This is a genomic window from Cytobacillus firmus NBRC 15306 (assembly GCF_001591465.1).
GTDB classification, from domain to species: Bacteria; Bacillota; Bacilli; order Bacillales; family Cytobacillaceae; genus Cytobacillus; species Cytobacillus firmus.
The window spans coordinates 36,613-57,257 of the sequence record NZ_BCUY01000001.1; the positions used below are offsets into that span (position 1 = coordinate 36,613).

Below are 20,645 nucleotides of genomic sequence, written 5' to 3' on the forward strand. Positions count from 1 at the left end.
TACTGCAAAAGCTTAAAGATAGTCTTCGAGATTCACTTCAATGGGGATTGAAGTCCTTTTAAATAACTCTTCTTTTCCAAGCGGATAGGTTGCGTCGATGCCCATCTTATCACTGACTCCTTTTAAATGATGGGAAGACTCTAGCGGTGACCCCTTCGCACCCTGTACGATAAAAATATCATCCCCCGCCTGTACTCTTGTCGCTATAGCCCATTCAACATCATCCGAATCAAAGATATCGACGTCATCATTCACAACAACCACATGCTTTAAATCCTTATCGCTAGCAAAAGCTGCAAGTGCTGCCTGTTTTCCGTCACCATCATGTTTCTTCTCAATTTGTATGACTGCATGATAGCGAGCCACCCCGCCCATCGGGATATGTACCGCTTTGATATTTGGAACAACTTGCCTGACGGTGCTTAAAAGTGTAGCTTCCCTGACAAGCGCCATTGGCAGCCTTTCTTCATAACTTGATGGAAAAATAGTCTGTGAGATAGCGTTATTCCGGTAAGTAATGGCTGAAAATTCTACTATCGGCTGTGGCGTTCTGGTGCCATAATAACCGGCCAGTTCGCCAAACGGACCTTCCAGTTCTCTTTCAAATGGAAGCATCTTGCCTTCCAGAACAATTTCCGCATCAGCCAGCACTTCCAAATCGACCGTTTTGCACTGAACGACATCCAGAGACTGGCCAAGCAGTGCACCTGCTACATCCAATTTGTCGGTATGATACAAATGTGTACTGATCTGAGAACTTAAGACAACAGCTGGAACCACCCCAAACATAACAGCCACTTCCATCGGTTCGCCGATGCTTTCATAATGGGCATATTGCTCCATCAGCTCCGGGGATGTTATGAGAATGTTTGTTCGATTGCCGCCGAGGTATTGCATCCTGCGAATCGAGGTATACCTTTTTCTGCCCGATAAGTCATTAACCACCAGAATTCCTGCTACATAATAAGCACCTGAGTCTTCAGCATGATAGGTTGGGATAGGAAACAAATCTGCCAGATCAAATTCCCCGGTCACAAGATTCTCCTGCACAGGACCAGTTTGCCTTAAGGTTGTCGGAATAGGATTAACAATTGATTCGATGATTTTAGGAATAAGTTCAGATGAGGAGATTCCCATGCTGTCTGCCATCAGCTCTCTATCTCCTCCCAAACCGGCAGCCATGGTAGATTGATAGCCTTTGATTTTTTCAAATAAAAAAGGCTGTCTGCCATTTCTCGTATTAATCACTGCTCCCAGTTCGTAGAGAGGGTCCACCTCTTTTTTCACCCGATGAAGAAGTCCCATGCTATCCCATCTATCCAGCAAAGCCCTCATTGTTACAGGGTTCATGCCTTTTCCCCCCATCTCTCCAAGAGCTCATGGTCAATATCCAGCATGTCCAATATCCTCGCCACCATAAAGTTGGCCAGCTCCCAAATTTCCGTCGGCTTATGATAAAAGCCTGGAGATGCTGGCATTATGCAAGCACCGCTCTCAGCAAGGAGAGTCATATTGCGCAGGTGAATCAAATTAAAAGGAGCTTCTCTCGGAACAATAATAAACTTTCTATTCTCCTTTAAAACCACACTGGCAGCCCTGCTTAGAAGCGTATCGCCGACCCCATTGGCAATCGCCCCTAATGTATTCATCGAACATGGCACAATCACCATTCCGTCTGTTTTAAAGGATCCGCTGGCAACCGCAGCGAAAAGATTCCGGTTACTGTGGATAGCGGCATACTCCTTCAGCTCGTCCATCTTGATCCCGCATTCAAATTGCATTACTTTTTCTCCCATCTCCGTAGCAATTAAATGCGTTTCGATCTCTAATTGATGAAGAGCACGGATCAGTGTATATGCATACAATGATCCGCTTGCTCCGGTTATGCCCACTAAAATTCGTTTTTTCCTTGGAACTTGAGAAGAGTTAGACAACGGATTCGTCTTGGGAGAATTTCTTTTTAGCCAGTTCTTTGTATTCTTCTGTTGATAATATATCTCCGAAAATGTCAATGTCTCTTAGACCAGATACGTGCATATCATCATCCTGTGAAGCGGTGGCATCTGAAACGCAAATCACATTATAGCCATGATACAAGGCATCAGAGGCGGTACTGCGTACACATACATTGGTCCAGACTCCAGTAAGGACAACCGTATCAATTTCTTCTTCTCTCAGGAAGAGATCAAAATCGGTGTAGCTGAATGCACTATGCCGCCTCTTTTGGACCACATAGTCTCCTTTGCTCTCATCCGGCTGAAGCTCTGGAATGAATTCCGAACCCCAGGTTCCCTTTATGGCATGGACAGGTCTTACACGGAAATCACGGTCATTCTTTCTGTGAGCCTCCTGAACATGCACAACCTGGATATTGTGATCATGTGCGAATTCAATAAGCTCTTGAATTTTAGGAACGATTTTTTCGCCATTTTCACACCTTAATGCTGCTTTTTCGCCGATAAAGTCGTTTAACATATCAATAATGACTACACAGTGTTTTTTTCCCCTAAGTTCCAATCCGTTCTGCCTCCCTCGATATATATTTATTGCTGTGCTACAGGATCTTTAGTTTTCACATTTACCGCTTCATATTTTTCATACTTAAATGTTCTCTCAAGCCTCTGGATGCTTTGGCGCGGAACATACTCACCATATCCAGCTTCTCCGACAATCCCTTTGTCTTCTTCAAAGACCACGTTTCCGCGGATAATGGTCTGGACTGGCTTACCTTTTAGTTTCATGCCATGCAGCGGGTTGTATTTAGCCATTGATTCTGTTTTCTGCTCATCAATTACATATTCTTTTTCCAGATCAATAACCGTGAAATCTGCATCACTGCCAATTTCCATTGAGCCTTTCTTAGGATAAATGCCATAATGAATGGCGGCATTTCGGCTCGTTACTTCGACAAATCTTGATAGAGATAAACGGCCTTTATTTAACCCTTCACTGACAAGGATCGGCACCATTGTTTCTACCCCAGGAATGCCAGGGAAGGTGTTCCAGATCGTTGCACCGGGATAATCCTTTTCGGTGGCAATTTCATATGGAGCATGGTCAGTTCCGACAAAGTCGATTGTTCCATCAGCCAGTGCCTGCCAGTGGGATTCGTTATCCTCTTTTCCTCGCAGCGGAGGAGCAATTTTGGCATAGGAGCCCCGCTCTGACATGGAATCCTGAGCATTTAAAACAAGGTAGTGAGGGCAGGTTTCAGCTGTAACCTTGACACCACGCTTCTTTGCAGCTTTAACCAGTTCGACGCCTTCCTTTGTGCTCATATGTACGACATGTACACGTGCGTCTGTAGCTTCCGCGAAGCTGAGAATCAGTTCAATGGCCACTTTCTCAGCGAGGCTTGAACGAGCTTCAGCCCATGCCGGTCCGTCAAGGCGGCCTTCTTTTTCAAGTTTTTTCGAATTGAATGTGCAGATATCGTAGTTTTCAGCATGAACACCAATAGGAAGACCGGTTTTTGCAACGTTTTTAAAAATCTCCAGCATTTCTGCGTCAGATACTTTAGGGAAGGTAGGCACAGAAGGAGTCATGTAAACTTTAAATGCAACAACTCCCTGATCGATCTGAGGGTAAATATTATCAATCCAGCCTTCACGTGCATCTTCACCTGTCATGCCGCCCCAGAAGCAGTAATCAATATAAGCCTGATCCCTGATTGGACCGATTTTTTTATTGAAGCTATCCCCATCCCTAACAGATGGCTTGCTGCAGCATGGCATATCGATAATGGTTGTCAAGCCTCCAGCTGCTGCAGAACGGCTGCCGGTTGCAAATGTTTCTCTGTGAGTAAACCCGGGATCCATAAAGTGGGTATGTGGATCAATACAGCCTGGAACAACTAATTTCCCTTGAATATCAATAACCTTGGCTGCATTCAGAAAAGAAATATCATTCGTGTAGCCGACAATCTTTCCCTCGTTTACTAGAATATTCGTTAAAACCTTACGATCTCCCTGCGGAATATTTGCATTTTTCAGAATTAAATCCATTTACATTGCTCCTATCTATTAATTTGATTTCTGCCTCAAAATAAGAGGCAATGGTTACAGCAGATGCTATTAAATCATTTCAGCTGAGTGATCTCCTTTCAGCTGTTCGATTCTTTCACTTTCACTTATATTTAAATCTTTATAATTAAATACCAAATTTAATAAAATTGCTGTGATGCTTCCCAGTACGATTCCATTTTCAACCAGCAGGCGTGCACTTGTCGGCAGACTCTCAAAAATCTGCGGTACAACTGCTGAACCAAGTCCGATTCCTATTGAACAGGCAACAATAAGCAAGTTTTCATTTTTGCTGAAATCCACTGCAGAAAGCATTCTGATTCCCGATGAGATAACCATCCCAAACATTGGGATCATTGCTCCCCCAAGAACAGCCATAGGAATAATCGTAGTCAGGGCAGCCACTTTAGGCAAAAGGCCCAGAATCATTAATATGACGCCAGCTGCGATAACAACATTTCTCGTTTTTACTTTAGTCAATGCTACCAGTCCCACATTCTGTGAAAAGGACGTATAAGGAAACGCGTTAAAAATGCCCCCTATAACAACAGCCAGTCCTTCTGCACGCAGCCCTTTTTTTATGTCTTTAGAGTCCAGCTTTCTCTCACAGACATCTCCGAGAGCGAGAAATACCCCAGTAGATTCAATCATGCTCACAATCGCTACTAAAGTCATCGTAAGGATGGCTGAGGCATTGAATGTGGGGAATCCGAAATAAAACGGCTGAACAACATGAAACCAGGAAGCCTGGCTGACTTCGGCAAAGCTGACGATCCCCATAAAATAAGCTGCTATTGTCCCGGCCACCAATGACAGCAGGACAGAAATCGCTTTCATATAGCCTTTAAAAAACCTGTTCATTAAAATAATCAGCACCAGTGTAAATGCAGCCAGGAAGAGATTCTTCGAACTTCCATAATCAGGTGATCCCAGCCCGCCTGCAGCATTATTCATGGCAACAGGAATCAGTGATACCCCGATAATAGCGACGACTGAACCGGTAACGACCGGCGGGAAAAACCTCATAATTTTACTCATAAATTGTGATAGGATCATGACGATAATACCTGAAGCAATAATAGCCCCGTAAATGGCAGTAATGCCCTGCAAATTTCCGATGGCAATCATCGGGCCGACTGCTGTAAAAGTACATCCCAGAATGACAGGCAGCCTAATGCCAAAATGCTTCCCCCCTATAACTTGAAGCAATGTAGCAATCCCGCAGGTAAACAAATCAATCGATATTAAGTAAGCAAGCTGCTGGGCATTAAGCCCAATTGCCGGTCCCACAATCAGCGGTACAATGACAGCACCTGCATACATGGCTAGCACATGCTGAAATCCCAAAGTCCCTACCTTCCAAGGATTTAGCTTTTCCAAAGATTTTCCCCCCAGGTTTAATTCTTTGTTATGCCATAGCCTACTCCAGCTTTTTAAAAACGGCATCACCTCCCAAAAGAAATATCTGTATAAAAAAAACCGCAGCAATAGATAACATCATAGCAAACCATAGATGTTCTATTACTGCGGTTTCATTCAGCTTCCGTTAAACAAAAGACAAAGGAACCGCTCCTATATTCAGGTTTAAGAAAAACTGCGTCATGCACAGCTTTCCCAAACATAATGTAAAACTGCTATTCTTCAAAATAAATAATGGTGCATGCTTCTTCAGTAACAGGATCATAATCTTTTAAAATCGTTTTGACTTTCAAATGAAGAGCATCTTCAATCATCCCTTTAAAAAGCGATTTGAATTCAACAATCAATGCTGAATCAACCGAAATGGTCAGGTGATGGAAGTTCTGGCTCAGCATATGCAGTGCCTGAACACGCTTATGCTGGGCAAATATGATGACTCTATCATCAAAAGTTTCAATACGCTGTTTTTTTACGCCTGTTCCATAGATCTCCTGGTTCACACGATTATAGAGAAAAGCGAGATCTTTTTTTTGGTCTGAGATAATTTTGAGGTAGAAACAGTCATGTAATCCTCCTGTTAATCACTATATTAAACAAGGCTATTTTATAAGTCAATATCTTTTTTTCAGAAAATTCGTACTTGACAAAATATTAGCTTAACTATTACACTACAAATCAACTCCCCCTATATTTCTATAATTGTCCCAATAAAACCTCCCTTCAGCACCATGAAAAATTAAATAGAATTTTTCGTATAACCTCAATAATCGGTTTGAGGGTTTCTACTGGGAACCGGAATTCCTATCTACGAAAGGTATATTTCCTGTGGACTTCGTACAGGTACCTTTTGTGCAGGAATTTTTTTGTGCTTATTAGTCAATTTAGAAGAAGAAGCATAATATCATAATTTAAATACCCCTGCTTGCTCGCCAGGCTAATATCCCTACAAACTGCTCACACTATTTTTTCATTGCCATTATAGTATCGAAATCTATTAGGAGGCGAAGATTTGAAAAGTATTCAATTTATTGTTAATGGAAAGGAATGTACGGTCCTTTGCCCGCCTGCGAAACCGCTCCTTGATGTTTTGAGGGAAGATCTGGGTTTGACTGCCAGCAAGGAATGCTGCGGAAAGGGAGAATGCGGCTCATGCTCTGTTTTAATCAAGAATGAGGTTGTATGTTCCTGTCTTATTCTCGCTGGTCAGGCGGAAAACCAGGTGATCACTACTTGTGAAGGAGTCGGATTATCACCAAATCTGGATGTGATTCAGGAATCATTTATTGCCGAAGGAGCAACACAATGCGGGTACTGTACTCCGGGAATCATCGTATCAGCAAAAGCTTTCCTGGATGGAATTGACCATGTTCCATCCGTTGGGGAAATTAAAACCGCATTAGGAGGCAACCTATGCCGCTGTACAGGCTATACCAAAATTATTAAGGCCGTTCAGACAGCTGCCAGCCAAAAAATATCCGAGCCGGAAACAATCCGATAATCCATGACACATACAGCGATTTTGCTTGCCGCAGGCCAGTCCAGCAGAATGGGTACTCTAAAAGGACTGCTGCCATGGAATGGTATAACATTATTCGAGCATCAGCTGAACACTCTCAGAAAATCGGTGTTCACAGATATTGTAGTTGTTTTGGGATATGAAGCTGAAAAATTCCTTTCAATCGGAAAAAAGCATTCTGCAAAATTGGTAATAAATGAACATTTTCAAGACGGTAAATGCTCGTCAATCATTGCAGGGGTGAAAGCTGCAGACACGTTATCAGAAACGATTCTGATTACATCCGTGGACCAGCCGCTTCATCCTGTCATCATTAATAAACTCGCCGGGAATCTTAGAAACAGCCGCTGCCTGATTGCAGTTCCCAGCCACCAAGGCAAAAGAGGACACCCAATCCTCTTTTCGTCCCGACTGAGGAACGAGCTTTTATCGATAAAGGAAGAGAAAATGGGCTTGAGACATGTAATTCAGGAGCATGAGAAATTTCTACTTGAGTTGCCAGTGGAAAATGAGCAGATTCATCTCAACCTGAATCATCAGGAAGATTATAAAATTGCACTAAAAAAATATACTGGGAGGTAATTCGATGCTTGTTTCAGAGATTGACATGATTACCCCTTCCTCTCTACCCGAATGTCTGATGCAGCTATCGAAGGAAGGCAGGATCCATAGATTGATAGCAGGCGGTACAGATGCTGCAGTCCGGATGAAGGAAGGCAAATGGCGGCCGGAGATTTGGATCAATATAAAAAACTTACATGAGCTGCGGTATATCGAAGAAAGTGAAGATTGTATTTATATTGGCCCCTTGACCACCCATACGGATATTATTCATTCTCCGCTCCTGCAAAGAAAAGCGGATGTTCTCGTGGATGCAGCAAGGGAAGTTGGCGCCACCCAGATGCAGAATATGGGAACAATCGGCGGCAATATTGGCACTGCCTCTCCTGCAGGCGATACCCTTCCGGCTTTGTATGTTCTTGGAGCAAGGCTTGAACTCACCTCTCTGTCGACTAAACGAATCATTCCAATCGAAGAGTTTATACTTGGCCCCGGCAGGACAGTTTTAAAAGAAAATGAAATGATCACAAAAATCCTTATAAAACCGCAAAAACCAAATGAAATAGGCATTTTCCAGAAGCTCGGCCCCCGCAAAGCACAATCTATTTCCATTGTGAATGTTGCTATTTCACTCACATTGGACCAGGACCTGAAATGCCGGGAAGGAAAAATCGCCTTCGGATCTGTGGCACCAACTATTATCCGGGCACGCAAGTGTGAATCTATGCTTCCCCTGGGAACGCTTAATGATGAATTAATCCGGAATATCGCCAAAATTGCCTGGAAAGAGGTCATGCCCATCACAGATGGAAGAGCAACTGCTACATATAGAAGGGATATGGCGAGCGCTTTATTGGAAAGAGGATTATACCGTTTAATCAGGAGGTGGAATAACCATTGAACACCAAATGGGTTGGAAAAAGGGTGAAAAGAATTGATGGCCCGGAAAAAGTAACCGGAGAATTAAAATATATGACCGATTACCATTTTGACAATATGGTTTGGGGCAAAGTGCTGCGGTCTGAGTATCCGCATGCAAAAATTAATTCCATTGATATTGAAGCAGCCAAAAATCTGCCTGGTGTTATATGTGTACTAACCCATAAAGATATTCCCGGCTTTAATGGATTTGGGATTGTGGTTCCCGACCAGCCTGTTCTGTGTTCTGATGTCGTCCGGTGCACAGGGGACGCTGTAGCCCTGGTAGCTGCAGAAACACTGGAAATCGCCGAGCAGGCACTGAGTTTAATTAAAGTGGACTTTGAGCCCCTTGAAGTTGTTGCAGATGCTGAATATGCCCTGACAGATTCTGCTCCGAAGCTTCATCCGGATGGCAATCTGCACAGCCATGTCAAAATTAATAACGGAAACATTGAGAAGGCCTTCGAGGAAGCTGACATCATTGTAGAGAATACCTTCTACTCTCCCCGGCAAATGCATGCTTTTATCGAAACAGAAGGCGGCTGGGGGGTAATGGATGACGAAGGGTTCCTAACGATTCGCTGCCCTGGCCAGTACGCATACCGCGATCGAATGCAGATTGCGCGGTCCCTGGCTTATAATCCTGAAAGAATAAGAGTCATTTCAAGCCCAATTGGCGGTGCCTTCGGCGGAAAGGATGAGATCACGGTTCAAATATACCTTGCCCTCCTTGCACTGCATACAAAGGGACGGCCTGTAAAAATCCATTTGAGCCGGGAAGAGTCTGTCATTGCGGGCATAAAAAGGCATCCTTTTAAAGTCCAGATGAAGACCGCTGCTAAAAAAGACGGGACACTTCTTGCCAATCAGGTTAAAGCCATAGGAGACACAGGCGCTTATGCATCACTTGGAGGGGCAGTCATTGCATTGGCGATCGAACATTCATGCGGCCCTTATAAAATTCCCAATGTGGATCTCGAGGGCTTCTGTGTGTATACCAATAATGGCATTGCCGGTGCTTTCAGAGGCTTTGGAGTCAATCAGGTATGCATGGGAATTGAAACACATATGGACATGATTGCAGAAAAGCTGGGAATGGACCCTATCGAATTGCGCAAAAAAAATGTCTATCACCAGGGGGAAGTTTCAAGTGTCGGCCATATTGTCAAATCCAGTGTTGGCACCTATAAAACCCTGGAGACAGCAGAGAATTGCGATCTGTGGAAGAACCGGGAAAAGTATAAATCCGAAGTAAGTGAGCCATGGAAAAAACGGGGAGTTTCCGTGGCAACATCCTTTCATGGCATCGGTATGGGTATTGGCCTTCCTGACTATGGAGCCGCCTCTATTGAACTGCTGCCGGATGGAACATTCCTTGTAGGTGTGGGCTGCGAGGAGATCGGAGGAGGCAACAGCACCGCCTATGCCCAGATAGCCGCTGAAATGCTGAACTGTGATATCAGCAATATCAAAATCGTTCAAGGTGATACACAAAAAACACTTGATGGCGGTACTGTAACTGCCTCCCGCTCCACCTATACCGGGGGAAGAGCTGTTGCGGCGGCAGCACCCAGGATGACTGAGCTTCTTATTCAAACTGCTGCTGAAATGCTGAATTTAGATTCTTCTCAAATTGACTTAAAACCGAACCATATTTCCGCCCATGGAGAGATCATACCTTATAAGTCTATCTATAAATACCTTTATGATCATCATCAGGCAACTAGAGTAGAAGGACACTTCTACCTGCCGAAAGAAAAAGAAGAAATCAAAGGTTCCGGCGGTGCTCCCCACCATTTATACGGATATTTGACACATGTAGTGATGGTGGAAGTTGATACTTTAACAGGTGAAACGGAAGTTCTGCGGGTTGTATCCATCCCGGATGCAGGCAGAGTCATTAATCCGCAGGGGCTGGAGGGCCAGACTGAAGGCGGAGCCGTAATGGGCATCGGCTATACCCTCTATGAAGATGTACTGATCGAAAATGGATATCATAAAACGCGGAATTTCACTGATTATATCATCCCTACTATTCGCGAGACTCCTTTGATTGAGACCTTTCCGGTAGAAGAGCCCGAACAATCAGGGCCCTTTGGGGCAAAGGGAATTGGAGAAGTGGTGATGATTCCGATTATTGCGGCTATCATGTCAGCCATATATGATGCAACAGGAGCCAGAATCTGCCATCTGCCCGCTACTCCCGAAAGAGTGTTTAATGCATTGAAAGATCTCAAAAAACAAAAAGTCCAATCCTCAAGGTGATCCTATTGATGAGCCGCAATTTATTTGCAAAATTAGAAGAGTCAATCAATAACCGCAAAGACACATTTCTGCTGACCATAACAGAATATCCTGATGAAAAGCTCATCGGAGCCAAAGCTTTATTATGGCCAGACGGAGATTTCTGCACCGAAGCCTCCCTTCTGCCCCTGAATGTGATGGAATTATTAGCGGTACAATGCAATAAACTGGTCACCAAAAAACGGTCCGGGACTGTGAGATTTATGTGGAAGGATCGTTTGGTTGAATGTTTTGCTGAGTACTTCCCTTCTCCGCTCCATTTGATAGTCGCAGGTGCGGGTCATGTATGTGAACCCGTGGCAGAAATGGGACGTTTGCTTGGATTTTTCGTGACCGTAATAGACGACCGGAAAGAGTTTGCAAACAGAGAACGCTTTCCAAATGCAAATGAAGTGGTTTGCCAATCCTATCTGGATTATTTCCGGCATGTCGACATTACGGAAAAAACTTATATTCTCCTTCTTACCCGGGGACATAAGTATGATGTTCTCAGTTTGAATGAACTCTTAAAAAGGGAATGTCAGGCAGGATATATTGGCATGATCGGCAGCAGAAGACGCATTTCGGGTGTATTCGAAGAACTTCAGCAGGATTTTCCGGATGAAAGCTTTGAAAATTTATACACCCCTGTGGGTCTCGATATTGGAGCTGAAACTCCTGCAGAGATTGCAGTCAGCATCATGGCAGAAATTCTGAAAGTGAAAAATCAAAAATCCGGCGATTCCTTAAGTTCGCAAATAAAAAGATATGCAAAAATGGGTTTCCATGAGGGGGCTGGCAAATGGACCAATTGCAGCTTATAAAGCGCACCCTCGATATCAGGAAAGGAGGTGAGAAAGCAGCACTTGCCACAATTATCCGCACGAAGGGCTCTACCCCGAGAAAAACCGGAAGCCGGATGATTGTGTTCCCATGCGGAAGAATAGAAGGAACAATTGGCGGAGGCTGCGGCGAAGCAGAAGTAATTGAGAAGGCTTTCCAGGTCATACAAACAAATACCCCAAGTCAAAAGCGCGTTGATTTAACAAAAGGGCTGTTTTATGAAGATGGCGGAATATGCGGTGGAATTATGGATGTTTTTATTGAACCCATCTAACTAAGAAAATAGATCTCCCGCCTATTCCATGGTCAAGTCAGTTCGTGTCTCAGGATGAACATTAACCATGAATAAGGAGTGACCTTTCATGTCGATGATTGAAAAGGATCTTGGGTCGGGCCTCCCGCCTGCCTCTAATGCGAACCTATTAGAACGGCTCTTTAAGCTTTCCGCACGGAACACAAATGTAAAGACAGAAATACTGGCAGGCATTACTTCATTTATGACAATGAGTTATATCATCTTTGTCAATCCGATTATCTTAGCTGACGCTGGAATACCAAAAGAAGCCGCATTGGCTGCAACTATTTACGCAAGTGTCTTCTGTACTCTTCTAATGGCACTGTGGGCAAATTTTCCTGTAGCAGTCGCCCCGGGCATGGGGCTGAATGCATTTTTTGCCTACACAGTTGTACTTGGTCAGGGACTTTCCTGGCAAACAGCCCTTGGAGCGGTATTTATTTCGGGGATTGTGTTTTTAATTTTGACAGTTACGGGAGTCCGTCAGAAGATTGTAGATGGTGTACCGGATGTCTTAAAGTCAGCTATAGGCGTTGGAATTGGTTTATTCATTGCTTTTATCGGGTTAAAAAATGCAGAACTTGTAGTCGCAAATGAAGCTACATTTGTCGGCCTGGGAAGCATCACAAGCAAGGGGCCGCTTCTAGCCCTATTCGGATTAATTATTGCCGCCCTCCTGTTGGCAAAGAAAGTAAAAGGCGCCCTGCTTATCAGTATATTGGGTACAAGTGCAGCAGCCATGATTATTGGCTTCATTGCCTACCCAAAAGCCGTAAGTGATATCGTGTCACTCAATCTCCCAAGCATGTCTGAGACGTTTCTGGCTATGGACATTATGGGAGCAGTAAAATATGGCATCATCTCAGTCATTTTCTCCTTTACGATTGTAGAATTATTTGACAATTTAGCTACCCTCATCGGATTATCAAGAAAAGCTGGCCTCACAGATGAAAATGGAAAAATTGAAAACCTGGATCGTGCCCTTCAGGCAGATGCAGTTGGAACGATGGCAAGTGCAGCCTTCGGAAGCACTGCCTTAAACGCTTATGTGGAAAACGCCACAGGGATCTCGGAAGGCGGACGCACTGGCTTAACTGCTTTAACTGTAGCTGTACTATTTTTCCTGTCGCTCATTTTTGCTCCGCTCATCTATTTCATACCGTCCGTCGCCACTGCGCCTATTCTTATTCTTGTTGGCGCCTTAATGCTTAGTGAAATAAAACATATAAGCTTTGATGACTTTACGGATGTTATTCCTGTATTTTTAACGATTTTTCTCATGCCATTAACTTTCAGTATTGCACAGGGACTGGCATTCGGCTTTATCTCTTACACACTGCTTAAGCTTCTTACAGGCAAGCATAAGCAAATCCATTGGATCATGTATTTTGTCAGTGCTGCCTTTATTATTAATTTCATAATGGGCGGACATTAATCTGATGATGGCCATTTTTTAAAAAGCGAGGAGTCCAAATGAAGCTTACCATTGAAACGTTACGAAAAAGAATTGATGTGGCGGCCAAAAGAACTCCTGCCGATCTGGTTATTAAAAACGGAAAAGTTATAAACGTATTTACACGTGAAATCGTTGAGGAAGACATAGCAATTGCAGATGGATTTATAGCTGGCTTAGGAAGCTATGAAGGCAAGGAAATTATTGATGCCCGGGGCAGCTATATCGCCCCCGGCTTTATTGATGGGCATGTCCATATTGAGTCGGCGATGGTGACTCCTGCCGAGTTCAGTAATGTTGTCCTCCCGCATGGAGTGACGACTGTGATTGCAGACCCTCATGAAATAGCCAATGTCAGCGGAACTGACGGCATTGATTTCATGCTGGAATCTTCAGAAGATATTCCGCTCGATGTATTTTTTATGCTTCCATCCTGTGTCCCTGCAACTCCATTTGAAAATGCCGGCGCTTCCCTCAGTGACACGGATCTCGAAAATTATTACAGTCACCCAAGAGTGCTGGGGCTCGGTGAAGTTATGGATTATCCCGCTGTTATGAACAACGATGATGGAATGCTGAAAAAACTGGAAGCAGCCTATAGCAAAGGGAAATGCATTGATGGGCACGCAGCAGGTCTTAATGAGGATGAAATCAATATTTACATGGCAGCCGGCATAAAAACAGACCATGAATGCATTAATCCTGAAGAAGCACTGGACCGGATGCGCAAAGGGATGTATGTTATGCTGCGGGAAGGTTCTGCGGCAAGAGACTTATTGTCACTTCTCAAATCTGTCAGCGAACAAAACGCACGGCGCTGTTTATTTGTTACGGATGACAAGCATCTGGATGACCTGATCAATGAAGGCAGCATTGATCATAATGTCAGAATGGCCATAAAGGAAGGGATGGATCCTATACTTGCCATACAAATCGCTACTCTGAATGCAGCAGAATGCTTCGGCCTGAAAGATAAAGGGGCTATTGCTCCCGGTTATGAAGCCGACCTGATTTTTCTTAGTGATCTCAGGAATGTAAAGGTTGATAAAGTATTAAAGACCGGAATACTTGCTGCAGAAAACGGGTTCATGAAGAATTCTGTTCCAAACAGAATTGCACCTGCAGAACCCATCTTGAACAGTGTCAAAATCAGCAGCCTGAACGATGAAGATTTAAGCATCAGCATTGGGAAGGGTGACTGCAATATAATAGGCATTATACCGAACAGCATCGTGACCAGGCACCTAGTGGAAAAGGCCGATTCAATTGATGGCTATTTCCACCCAAATCCTCATAGAGATCTCTTAAAGCTGGCTGTTGTGGAGCGCCACAATTGCACAGGCAGCATTGGACTTGGCATTGTAAAAGGATTAGGGATCACAAGAGGCGGTATCGCTTCAACAGTTGCCCACGATTCCCATAACATTGTCGCAGCAGGCACTTCTGATGAGGATTTGCTGGCTGCCATTAAGCATACCGCAGCAATGAGTGGCGGCCTTGCTGTTGTCCAGGATGGGAAAATTCTTGCCGAACTGCCCCTGCCTATTGCGGGACTTATGACCGGCCAGGAATCCTCATTCGTCTATTCACGTTTATCTCAATTGAATGACGCACTTATGACAATCGGTTGCAGCATGGATTTCAACCCGTTTTTAACGCTCTCATTTTTAGCGCTTCCGGTTATCCCTGAACTCAAATTAACTGATAAGGGTTTATTCTCTGTAAGATCCTTTAGCCACATTAAAGCCGAGGCATAGAAAAATAAGGCCGTGAGTTCCCGGCCTTTCTTTCATTTTTTAGCGGCTTCCTTATTAGTTAAAGTTAAGGCAGACCAGGCTGTTTCATCCGCAAAGTACCTGCTCCAGCTTGCAACACCGGCTAAATTATACTTCTTTGCCAATTCAGCCCGTTTTGTCAATGAAATTTCATCTTCAAGCCACACTTTATATGTGATTTTCTCTTTTTTTGAATAATACTCCGCATAATTTTGCCCGCTTACCGGATCGTATACCGGAGTAATTTTATTTTGACTGAGCCATTCTTTCACTTTGCTCATCGAAAGGGCTTTGGAAGAGACATCCCCATTTGATTGTTGTTCCCATAATCTTGTATATAAAGGCACACCCAATATTAATTTATCATTGGGCACAACCTTGAGCAGAAGTTTCAGGTTTGCCTCCACCCACGGGAGGCTCGCAACACTTCCCGCAATCTGCGAGCTGCCCCAATGCTCATCATAAGCCATGACAACCATATAATCTGCTATCCGGGCAAGCTTATCCCTTTCATAAAAAGCCGACCAATTGCCGCTTGATGAAATGAAGGTGATATCCATTGACACCACTAATCCTGCTTCATGAAAGAATGGTGTGGCTTCCCTCACAAACTGTGTTATAAATGGCCCGTCCTCCGGGTTAACATTTTCAATGTCGAGGTTAATTCCGTTTAATTTATATATTTGACTGAAATGGATAAGCTGGCGGATCATATTCTGCCTTGTTTCGAAAGAACTGAAGGCTTCATGTGTTAAAACAGGATCAAATGCATTTGAAAACAAGCCCCAAATTTGGTATCCCTGTGTTCTCGCCCAATTTGCATAATCCTTTGAACCCAGGTTTTTGATGGTCCCTTTTCCGTCCGCAAGCTCAAACCATGTTGGCGAAATGACATTAACGCCCGCCATCTTAGGGATGCTCGAAGTATTCGGGTTTTTGGTATATACAGCTTCCCAGGTCAGCTGAATAGGTCCTTCCATTTTAGGCACTGTATTTTCTGTTTCTTCAAGGGAAATAGCTATCTCCTTGCTCTCGCCCTTTTTTATGTATTGCTTCTTCAAATAGCCTGCTCTGCCGTCTTCTTTCCTAATAAAATAGTAGTCTCCTTTTTCCTGTTCAATAAAAACACTCTCTTTTGGAGATACGGAGGCCGTATATGGTGAACCCAGGCTGGCTTTCGTCCGCAGCCGAAGCAATTCTTCATCAATATCTTTTTCCTGCACTTTACCGGCAGCAATGGTATCTCCATTCTTTTTAACCCAAACGGCACCTGTTTCAGAGAGAATTGAATAAGTTATTGGATACAAAGCCAATAGGGGCTCAATCGCCAAATACCTTTCTCCTTCTATTTGTTTAACCGCAGAATACTCCATTTTCATAGACTTTCCATTCACCTGGTAGCTCGAAGATTCAGATGGCATCTGCACTACTTTATTTTTAGTGGCAATAATGATAGATTGTGAATGTTCATCAAAAATAATAGCTTCATCAACAAATTCCCGCAAAAAAGTTAATGGCAGGTAGATCGTTTCCCCTTCTATATAAGCATTTCCCGCCTGTTTCCCCATAAACAAAATCGGATGATTTCCTTTAAAGTAAGCTGCCTTCTCCTTTGAACCAAAAGGGTATAAAAACATGAATATGCTTGAGGTTATCAGTAAAAAAGCAAACAAAAGCCCCGCAAAAATAAATTTTTTAGCGGGAGGCTTTTGTGGTCTTGTTTCTATTTCATACATTCCTTTTCCTCCCCTGCATTCATCGTAACGAAATTATCAAAAAATGGGAAGAAAATTTAGAATGTTTTCCAATTATTTCACCCCTCCTATATTAACGGAATTTATATAAGAAAGGTTTCATGTTTTTGTCAGTATGTTGTAAAGTGAGTAAGCTTCTGCAGTCTGTAAGTAATATATTTGGCCACAGGCATTTTTTCATTGGACGAATAATTCTTCGTATAAATGGCTCCGTTATTATTCCAAAGCTTATTAAAATACCTGTCGACATCCTTTATAACCCGGGTTTGGGAAGGGGCGCTGATTTTTAAATTTGTCTCCAAGTTTAAATCGTCCAGATTTCTTTTTGTAAAATTAGCTGAACCAGCTATGATCATACTATTTTCTCTGCCGGTTATATACATGATTTTCGAATGGTATTGCTCAAATCCCGTATTGTACCATCTGATTTTTATGTTATCATGGCCTAATTTGTCCAATTCAGCTGCAACAGGTATATTAGGCAGCCCGATCTTTTCAGATCCGAAAGCGTTCTGGTTGGGATCCAGGATCATTTTTACCTTTACTCCCCTATCTGCTGCTTCTTTCAGTCCATCAACCACTTTTCGGTCAGCAAGATAAAACATGCCAAGCCAGATGGTTTCCCCCTTCTTGACTTTATTGATTTCTTGAAGAATGTGTTTATAAATCTTGCCTTCAGTCAGCACTTGGACCTTAAGCGGGCCAGTTTTTTTGTTTTTTTCAGGCTTGAAATCTGCCAGTTTGCCGGATGCCGAATAATCGACCACTGCCTGCTCGGTTTTTACGAGATCAGCTAAGATAGGCCCTTTCACTTCAAACGCTATATTGGAATGAAAACCGCTGGCATTGTGGGGATTTCCTGATGTTACAATCCCTGATTTTTCCGTCACAAAAACCTTCCGGTGATTTGCTTTTATGTTCATAAGATCGAGATAGGACCGGAATGTCACCTTAGGAGCATTTTCTGCGAGCGGATTGGGCAGCCAGCCTTCACCAGCCTGGCCAAACCATTGTATAAATACACGCCAAAATGCCGAATAGATTGGATTTGAATCCCTTAAAGGAACTAATGAAGTATAAACCACATTTATGCCATTCTCTTTAAGTTCCCGGAATTCCGGAACTTCATGCGATACATAGGTGCTGTTAATTCGATCTGTGATTACGGTAATCTTCATATTCGGGCGGCTGAGCTTTTTCTCAATCAGCTTTTCAGTTATTTTCCCGCTAATATCCGGATATTTTTTATCACCATCGTTAAAGCCATTGAATAAAAACATATCCATCACTAAAAAATCCTCTGCCTCGTCAATTGCTTCTAAAATGCGCTGAAAGATCTGCTGTTCACTTTCTCTTTTGCCATTTTCTTTTTCATATGTTAAATCGTAAAAGAACTGAACATCTTCTGCAGAATATACGTCCCCCTCGAACGAAAGGCCTTTTGGCAATGATTTATTGGATTGATAGATGATGGTTGCTGCCAATACCAGCACAAGGCTCAAAATAGGTATCCATACCTTTTTTCTATTTACTTTTTTCAGAACCTTTTTCACCAAGACTCCCCCTGCTCCTTAGACTGCGATAACTATATATAGACCATTTTTGACTATTGTAAACTCATCTATGCGCTTTCAAGCAAAATAAAAGACGAAGGCCGGTGCCTTCGCCATTAATATATATTTTTTAGCCAACAAGCTTCACAAGCATATGAGACAGCTTATGCTTTTCTTCTTCTGTTCCTACCTTCCACAATTCCTGAAGAAGCTTTTCTTCACGGTTTCTCGGCTCTTCTTTGGAAGCCAGATAATCGCCTGCCTTTTGAGCAGTATTAGCAAGCTGCTCCTCATCCATGCCCATTTTCTGTCCCATGGAAACCTTTCCGCCTAAATAATCTTTAAATCCGTCAAAGCTTGAAAGAATTTCATCTTTCTTTTCGCTCCCCATATTATCCAGCTTTCCCTCTACATTGGCTGCTTGTCCATTTACGTTATTCATATTTTGTTCCATGCTGAATCTCTCCTTTAAATGGATTTGATTGCTGTGACAGTCTACTAATACCCGATGTCAAACATATCAAACACAAGCCAGAGAGTTTGAAAAACCTCCCTGAAATAAATTGGACAACTTTTTATTTGCACATGGTATGCAGGTTTGCTCACATGGTACAATATACTAACATAGAAAGTATGAAGGAGAGTTTTTATGATTTATGGAATTATCATTATTTTAGCTTACTTACTTGGCTCCCTGCCTTCTGGTTTAATTGTAGGGAAACTTTTTTATGGAGTGGATATCCGTGAGCATGGCAGCGGAAATTTAGGCGGTACCAATACTTTCCGGACTCTTGGAGTTAAGGCCGGCATGATCGTGACCATAGCTGATATCTTAAAAGGCACCCTTGCTGCATCCCTTCCCCTGTTCTTTGGATCGGATATGCATCAGCTTATTGCCGGAGTTTTTGCAGTTATTGGACATATGTATCCTCTATTTGCCGGTTTTCGCGGAGGAAAAGCAGTGGCAACTTCAGGCGGAGTGCTATTAGCCTATGTACCGTTAATGTTTCTTATCATATTGGGTGTTTTCTTCTTAAGCCTTTACATAACCAAGTATGTGTCTTTATCCTCTATTCTTGCAGCAGCAGCATCCATCATTTACGCTCTTATACTAGGTGACATACCCTTGATAATAGTCGTTTCTATACTGGGATTCTTTGTTATTCACAGGCATAGGGCAAACATTAAACGAATCAGGGACAAAACCGAGCCCAAAATAACATGGCTTGGCTGAAAACCAGCCGTCAATGGAAAACAGCAGACTTTTTATCTGCTGTTTTTTTTGATTGAAAATTATTTTTTTATTAATAGCATGAATAATTTTTATACATAAAAGAACATATATTGATAACTTTCGCCATACATTAGTTTAGGCTTACCTTTTGCCGAAAACGCTAATGTTAGGATGAATAATGAGATGGAAAAGGAAGAAAAGAGATATATAAAAAAAGCAGAAGGAAAAATCCAGGAAAGCGAAGTGCAGCTGGCAGCAGCATTAGCCCATGAAATCAGAAATCCGCTGACAACAGTAAAAGGATTTATGGAGCTCTTAAAGCCTTATTTAATTGAAATCGGCAAAGAACAGTACGCCCAAATTGCGATTGATGAGATTAATAGGGCAAATGATCTGATTTATGAATTTCTAAATGCATCGAAACCTGGAATAAACAAGAAAACGGAAATAGACTTAAACACATTGATTCAGGAAATGAAGATTTCTTTCGAAAATCAGGCAAATATTAAAAATATAAACCTTTCAGTTAACCTATGTCCTGGAGAGCCCGCCATCTATGGTGATCTTAATAAGATAAAGCAAGTACTGACCAATTTAATTAAAAATGCACTGGAGGCATTTGAAGAAGCTCATGCAGGAGAAGGAATGGTTTGCCTGACTGCTAAATCAAACAGCCGGAAAACCCAAATCATTATTGAGGATAATGGACCGGGAATGACAGAAGAAACGATCAGCAGATTGTTTTTGCCATTTTATACAACGAAAGAAAAAGGAACTGGCATCGGTCTATCCATATGCCGGAAAATAATAGAGGAACACAAAGGCAGTATTAAAGTCCATTCCAGACTTTCACAAGGCAGTGTTTTTACAATTGAACTTCCTATGGCATTTAGCAAATAAAAACATTTAATTTGAATGGGAAAATTGCAGAAAAATGATGAAAAATGCAAAAATTCATAATAAAATTAGTCTATTAATATATATATTCTGATGCTTTATATTAAGGGGTTAATTTT

Annotated in this window: 19 protein-coding genes and 1 riboswitch; of the genes, 10 read left to right on the top strand and 9 right to left on the bottom strand. The window is 42.6% G+C overall.

The genetic code is table 11. The annotated features are described in order from the left end of the window. Nucleotides 1-12 precede the first annotated feature (12 nt). The 6 genes from BFI01S_RS00190 to BFI01S_RS00215 form a co-directional block, all read right to left on the bottom strand. Nucleotides 13-1,350 (bottom strand): UbiD family decarboxylase, encoded by a 1,338-nt coding sequence (locus BFI01S_RS00190; RefSeq protein ID WP_061790800.1) that lies wholly within the window; start codon nucleotides 1,348-1,350, stop codon nucleotides 13-15. Further along, a complete protein-coding gene (locus BFI01S_RS00195) occupies nucleotides 1,347-2,012 on the bottom strand; it encodes a UbiX family flavin prenyltransferase (protein ID WP_488168210.1) in 666 nt (221 codons plus the stop codon). Before BFI01S_RS00195 ends, BFI01S_RS00190 begins: the two co-directional genes overlap by 4 nt. Next, nucleotides 1,927-2,517, bottom strand: coding sequence for a cysteine hydrolase family protein (locus tag BFI01S_RS00200; RefSeq protein WP_076256384.1), 591 nt, complete (start codon nucleotides 2,515-2,517; stop codon nucleotides 1,927-1,929). The genes BFI01S_RS00195 and BFI01S_RS00200 overlap by 86 nt, the downstream gene beginning before the upstream one ends. 26 nt (nucleotides 2,518-2,543) lie before the next feature. After that, nucleotides 2,544-4,004 carry an allantoinase AllB gene (gene allB, locus BFI01S_RS00205; protein ID WP_061790801.1) on the bottom strand — a complete coding sequence of 487 codons (1,461 nt, stop codon included), beginning with the start codon at nucleotides 4,002-4,004 and terminating at the stop codon, nucleotides 2,544-2,546. Nucleotides 4,005-4,073: 69 nt separating this feature from the next. Beyond that, nucleotides 4,074-5,402: a nucleobase:cation symporter-2 family protein gene (locus tag BFI01S_RS00210; protein WP_082804443.1), complete on the bottom strand. Its 1,329-nt coding sequence runs from the start codon at nucleotides 5,400-5,402 to the stop codon at nucleotides 4,074-4,076. 254 nt (nucleotides 5,403-5,656) lie between these two features. Next, nucleotides 5,657-5,941, bottom strand: coding sequence for a Na-translocating system protein MpsC family protein (locus BFI01S_RS00215; RefSeq protein WP_235831062.1), 285 nt, complete (start codon nucleotides 5,939-5,941; stop codon nucleotides 5,657-5,659). Between the two features lie 230 nt (nucleotides 5,942-6,171). Beyond that, nucleotides 6,172-6,269: riboswitch (purine riboswitch) on the top strand. Nucleotides 6,270-6,450: 181 nt separating this feature from the next. On the opposite strand from BFI01S_RS00215, the gene BFI01S_RS00220 reads away from it, so the two are divergent. From BFI01S_RS00220 to ade, 8 genes are all read left to right on the top strand, one after another. Beyond that, entirely contained in the window at nucleotides 6,451-6,939 is a 489-nt protein-coding gene (locus BFI01S_RS00220; protein WP_061790802.1) for a (2Fe-2S)-binding protein, read from the top strand. A gap of 3 nt (nucleotides 6,940-6,942) precedes the next feature. Further along, nucleotides 6,943-7,539, top strand: a complete 597-nt coding sequence (locus BFI01S_RS00225; protein ID WP_061790803.1) for a nucleotidyltransferase family protein — start codon at nucleotides 6,943-6,945, stop codon at nucleotides 7,537-7,539. Between the two features lie 4 nt (nucleotides 7,540-7,543). Then, the gene (locus tag BFI01S_RS00230) at nucleotides 7,544-8,419 is read left to right on the top strand and encodes an FAD binding domain-containing protein (protein ID WP_061790804.1); all 876 of its coding nucleotides are present in this window, start codon (nucleotides 7,544-7,546) and stop codon (nucleotides 8,417-8,419) included. Next, a complete protein-coding gene (locus BFI01S_RS00235; protein WP_061790805.1) occupies nucleotides 8,416-10,704 on the top strand; it encodes a xanthine dehydrogenase family protein molybdopterin-binding subunit in 2,289 nt (762 codons plus the stop codon). The genes BFI01S_RS00230 and BFI01S_RS00235 overlap by 4 nt, the downstream gene beginning before the upstream one ends. An 8-nt stretch (nucleotides 10,705-10,712) precedes the next feature. After that, nucleotides 10,713-11,546, top strand: coding sequence for an XdhC family protein (locus tag BFI01S_RS00240; protein WP_061790806.1), 834 nt, complete (start codon nucleotides 10,713-10,715; stop codon nucleotides 11,544-11,546). After that, nucleotides 11,525-11,839 carry an XdhC family protein gene (locus tag BFI01S_RS00245; RefSeq protein WP_061790807.1) on the top strand — a complete coding sequence of 105 codons (315 nt, stop codon included), beginning with the start codon at nucleotides 11,525-11,527 and terminating at the stop codon, nucleotides 11,837-11,839. The genes BFI01S_RS00240 and BFI01S_RS00245 overlap by 22 nt, the downstream gene beginning before the upstream one ends. 88 nt (nucleotides 11,840-11,927) lie before the next feature. After that, complete coding sequence (locus BFI01S_RS00250) at nucleotides 11,928-13,295, top strand: NCS2 family permease (protein ID WP_061790808.1); 1,368 nt, start codon at nucleotides 11,928-11,930, stop codon at nucleotides 13,293-13,295. A gap of 38 nt (nucleotides 13,296-13,333) precedes the next feature. Continuing rightward, nucleotides 13,334-15,070, top strand: coding sequence for an adenine deaminase (gene ade / locus BFI01S_RS00255; protein WP_061790809.1), 1,737 nt, complete (start codon nucleotides 13,334-13,336; stop codon nucleotides 15,068-15,070). 32 nt (nucleotides 15,071-15,102) lie between these two features. Here the strand turns inward: ade and BFI01S_RS00260 are convergent, their stop codons facing one another. The 3 genes from BFI01S_RS00260 to BFI01S_RS00270 all read right to left on the bottom strand — a co-directional run bounded on the left by BFI01S_RS00260 (nucleotide 15,103) and on the right by BFI01S_RS00270 (nucleotide 18,849). Further along, nucleotides 15,103-16,824 (bottom strand): glycosyl hydrolase family 18 protein, encoded by a 1,722-nt coding sequence (locus tag BFI01S_RS00260; protein ID WP_061790810.1) that lies wholly within the window; start codon nucleotides 16,822-16,824, stop codon nucleotides 15,103-15,105. Between the two features lie 128 nt (nucleotides 16,825-16,952). Continuing rightward, a complete protein-coding gene (locus tag BFI01S_RS00265; RefSeq protein WP_061790811.1) occupies nucleotides 16,953-18,395 on the bottom strand; it encodes a phospholipase D family protein in 1,443 nt (480 codons plus the stop codon). 130 nt (nucleotides 18,396-18,525) lie between these two features. Beyond that, entirely contained in the window at nucleotides 18,526-18,849 is a 324-nt protein-coding gene (locus BFI01S_RS00270; protein ID WP_061790812.1) for a DUF3243 domain-containing protein, read from the bottom strand. A gap of 195 nt (nucleotides 18,850-19,044) precedes the next feature. Between BFI01S_RS00270 and plsY the strand changes: the two genes are divergently transcribed. Further along, a complete protein-coding gene (gene plsY, locus BFI01S_RS00275; RefSeq protein ID WP_061790813.1) occupies nucleotides 19,045-19,629 on the top strand; it encodes a glycerol-3-phosphate 1-O-acyltransferase PlsY in 585 nt (194 codons plus the stop codon). 183 nt (nucleotides 19,630-19,812) lie between these two features. Further along, on the top strand, nucleotides 19,813-20,529 hold the full coding sequence (locus BFI01S_RS00280) for a sensor histidine kinase (RefSeq protein ID WP_061790814.1): 717 nt from the start codon (nucleotides 19,813-19,815) through the stop codon (nucleotides 20,527-20,529). Nucleotides 20,530-20,645 lie beyond the last annotated feature (116 nt).

Bases quoted from the DNA above. Each gene is read 5' to 3' on its own strand.
- BFI01S_RS00190 (WP_061790800.1), bottom strand. From the start codon at position 1,350: ATGAACCCTGTAACAATGAGGGCTTTGCTGGATAGATGGGATAGCATG.
- allB (WP_061790801.1), bottom strand. From the start codon at position 4,004: ATGGATTTAATTCTGAAAAATGCAAATATTCCGCAGGGAGATCGTAAG.
- BFI01S_RS00225 (WP_061790803.1), top strand. From the start codon at position 6,943: ATGACACATACAGCGATTTTGCTTGCCGCAGGCCAGTCCAGCAGAATG.
- BFI01S_RS00230 (WP_061790804.1), top strand. From the start codon at position 7,544: ATGCTTGTTTCAGAGATTGACATGATTACCCCTTCCTCTCTACCCGAA.
- BFI01S_RS00240 (WP_061790806.1), top strand. From the start codon at position 10,713: ATGAGCCGCAATTTATTTGCAAAATTAGAAGAGTCAATCAATAACCGC.
- BFI01S_RS00245 (WP_061790807.1), top strand. From the start codon at position 11,525: ATGGACCAATTGCAGCTTATAAAGCGCACCCTCGATATCAGGAAAGGA.
- BFI01S_RS00250 (WP_061790808.1), top strand. From the start codon at position 11,928: ATGTCGATGATTGAAAAGGATCTTGGGTCGGGCCTCCCGCCTGCCTCT.
- ade (WP_061790809.1), top strand. From the start codon at position 13,334: ATGAAGCTTACCATTGAAACGTTACGAAAAAGAATTGATGTGGCGGCC.
- BFI01S_RS00260 (WP_061790810.1), bottom strand. From the start codon at position 16,824: ATGTATGAAATAGAAACAAGACCACAAAAGCCTCCCGCTAAAAAATTT.
- BFI01S_RS00270 (WP_061790812.1), bottom strand. From the start codon at position 18,849: ATGGAACAAAATATGAATAACGTAAATGGACAAGCAGCCAATGTAGAG.
- plsY (WP_061790813.1), top strand. From the start codon at position 19,045: ATGATTTATGGAATTATCATTATTTTAGCTTACTTACTTGGCTCCCTG.
- BFI01S_RS00280 (WP_061790814.1), top strand. From the start codon at position 19,813: ATGGAAAAGGAAGAAAAGAGATATATAAAAAAAGCAGAAGGAAAAATC.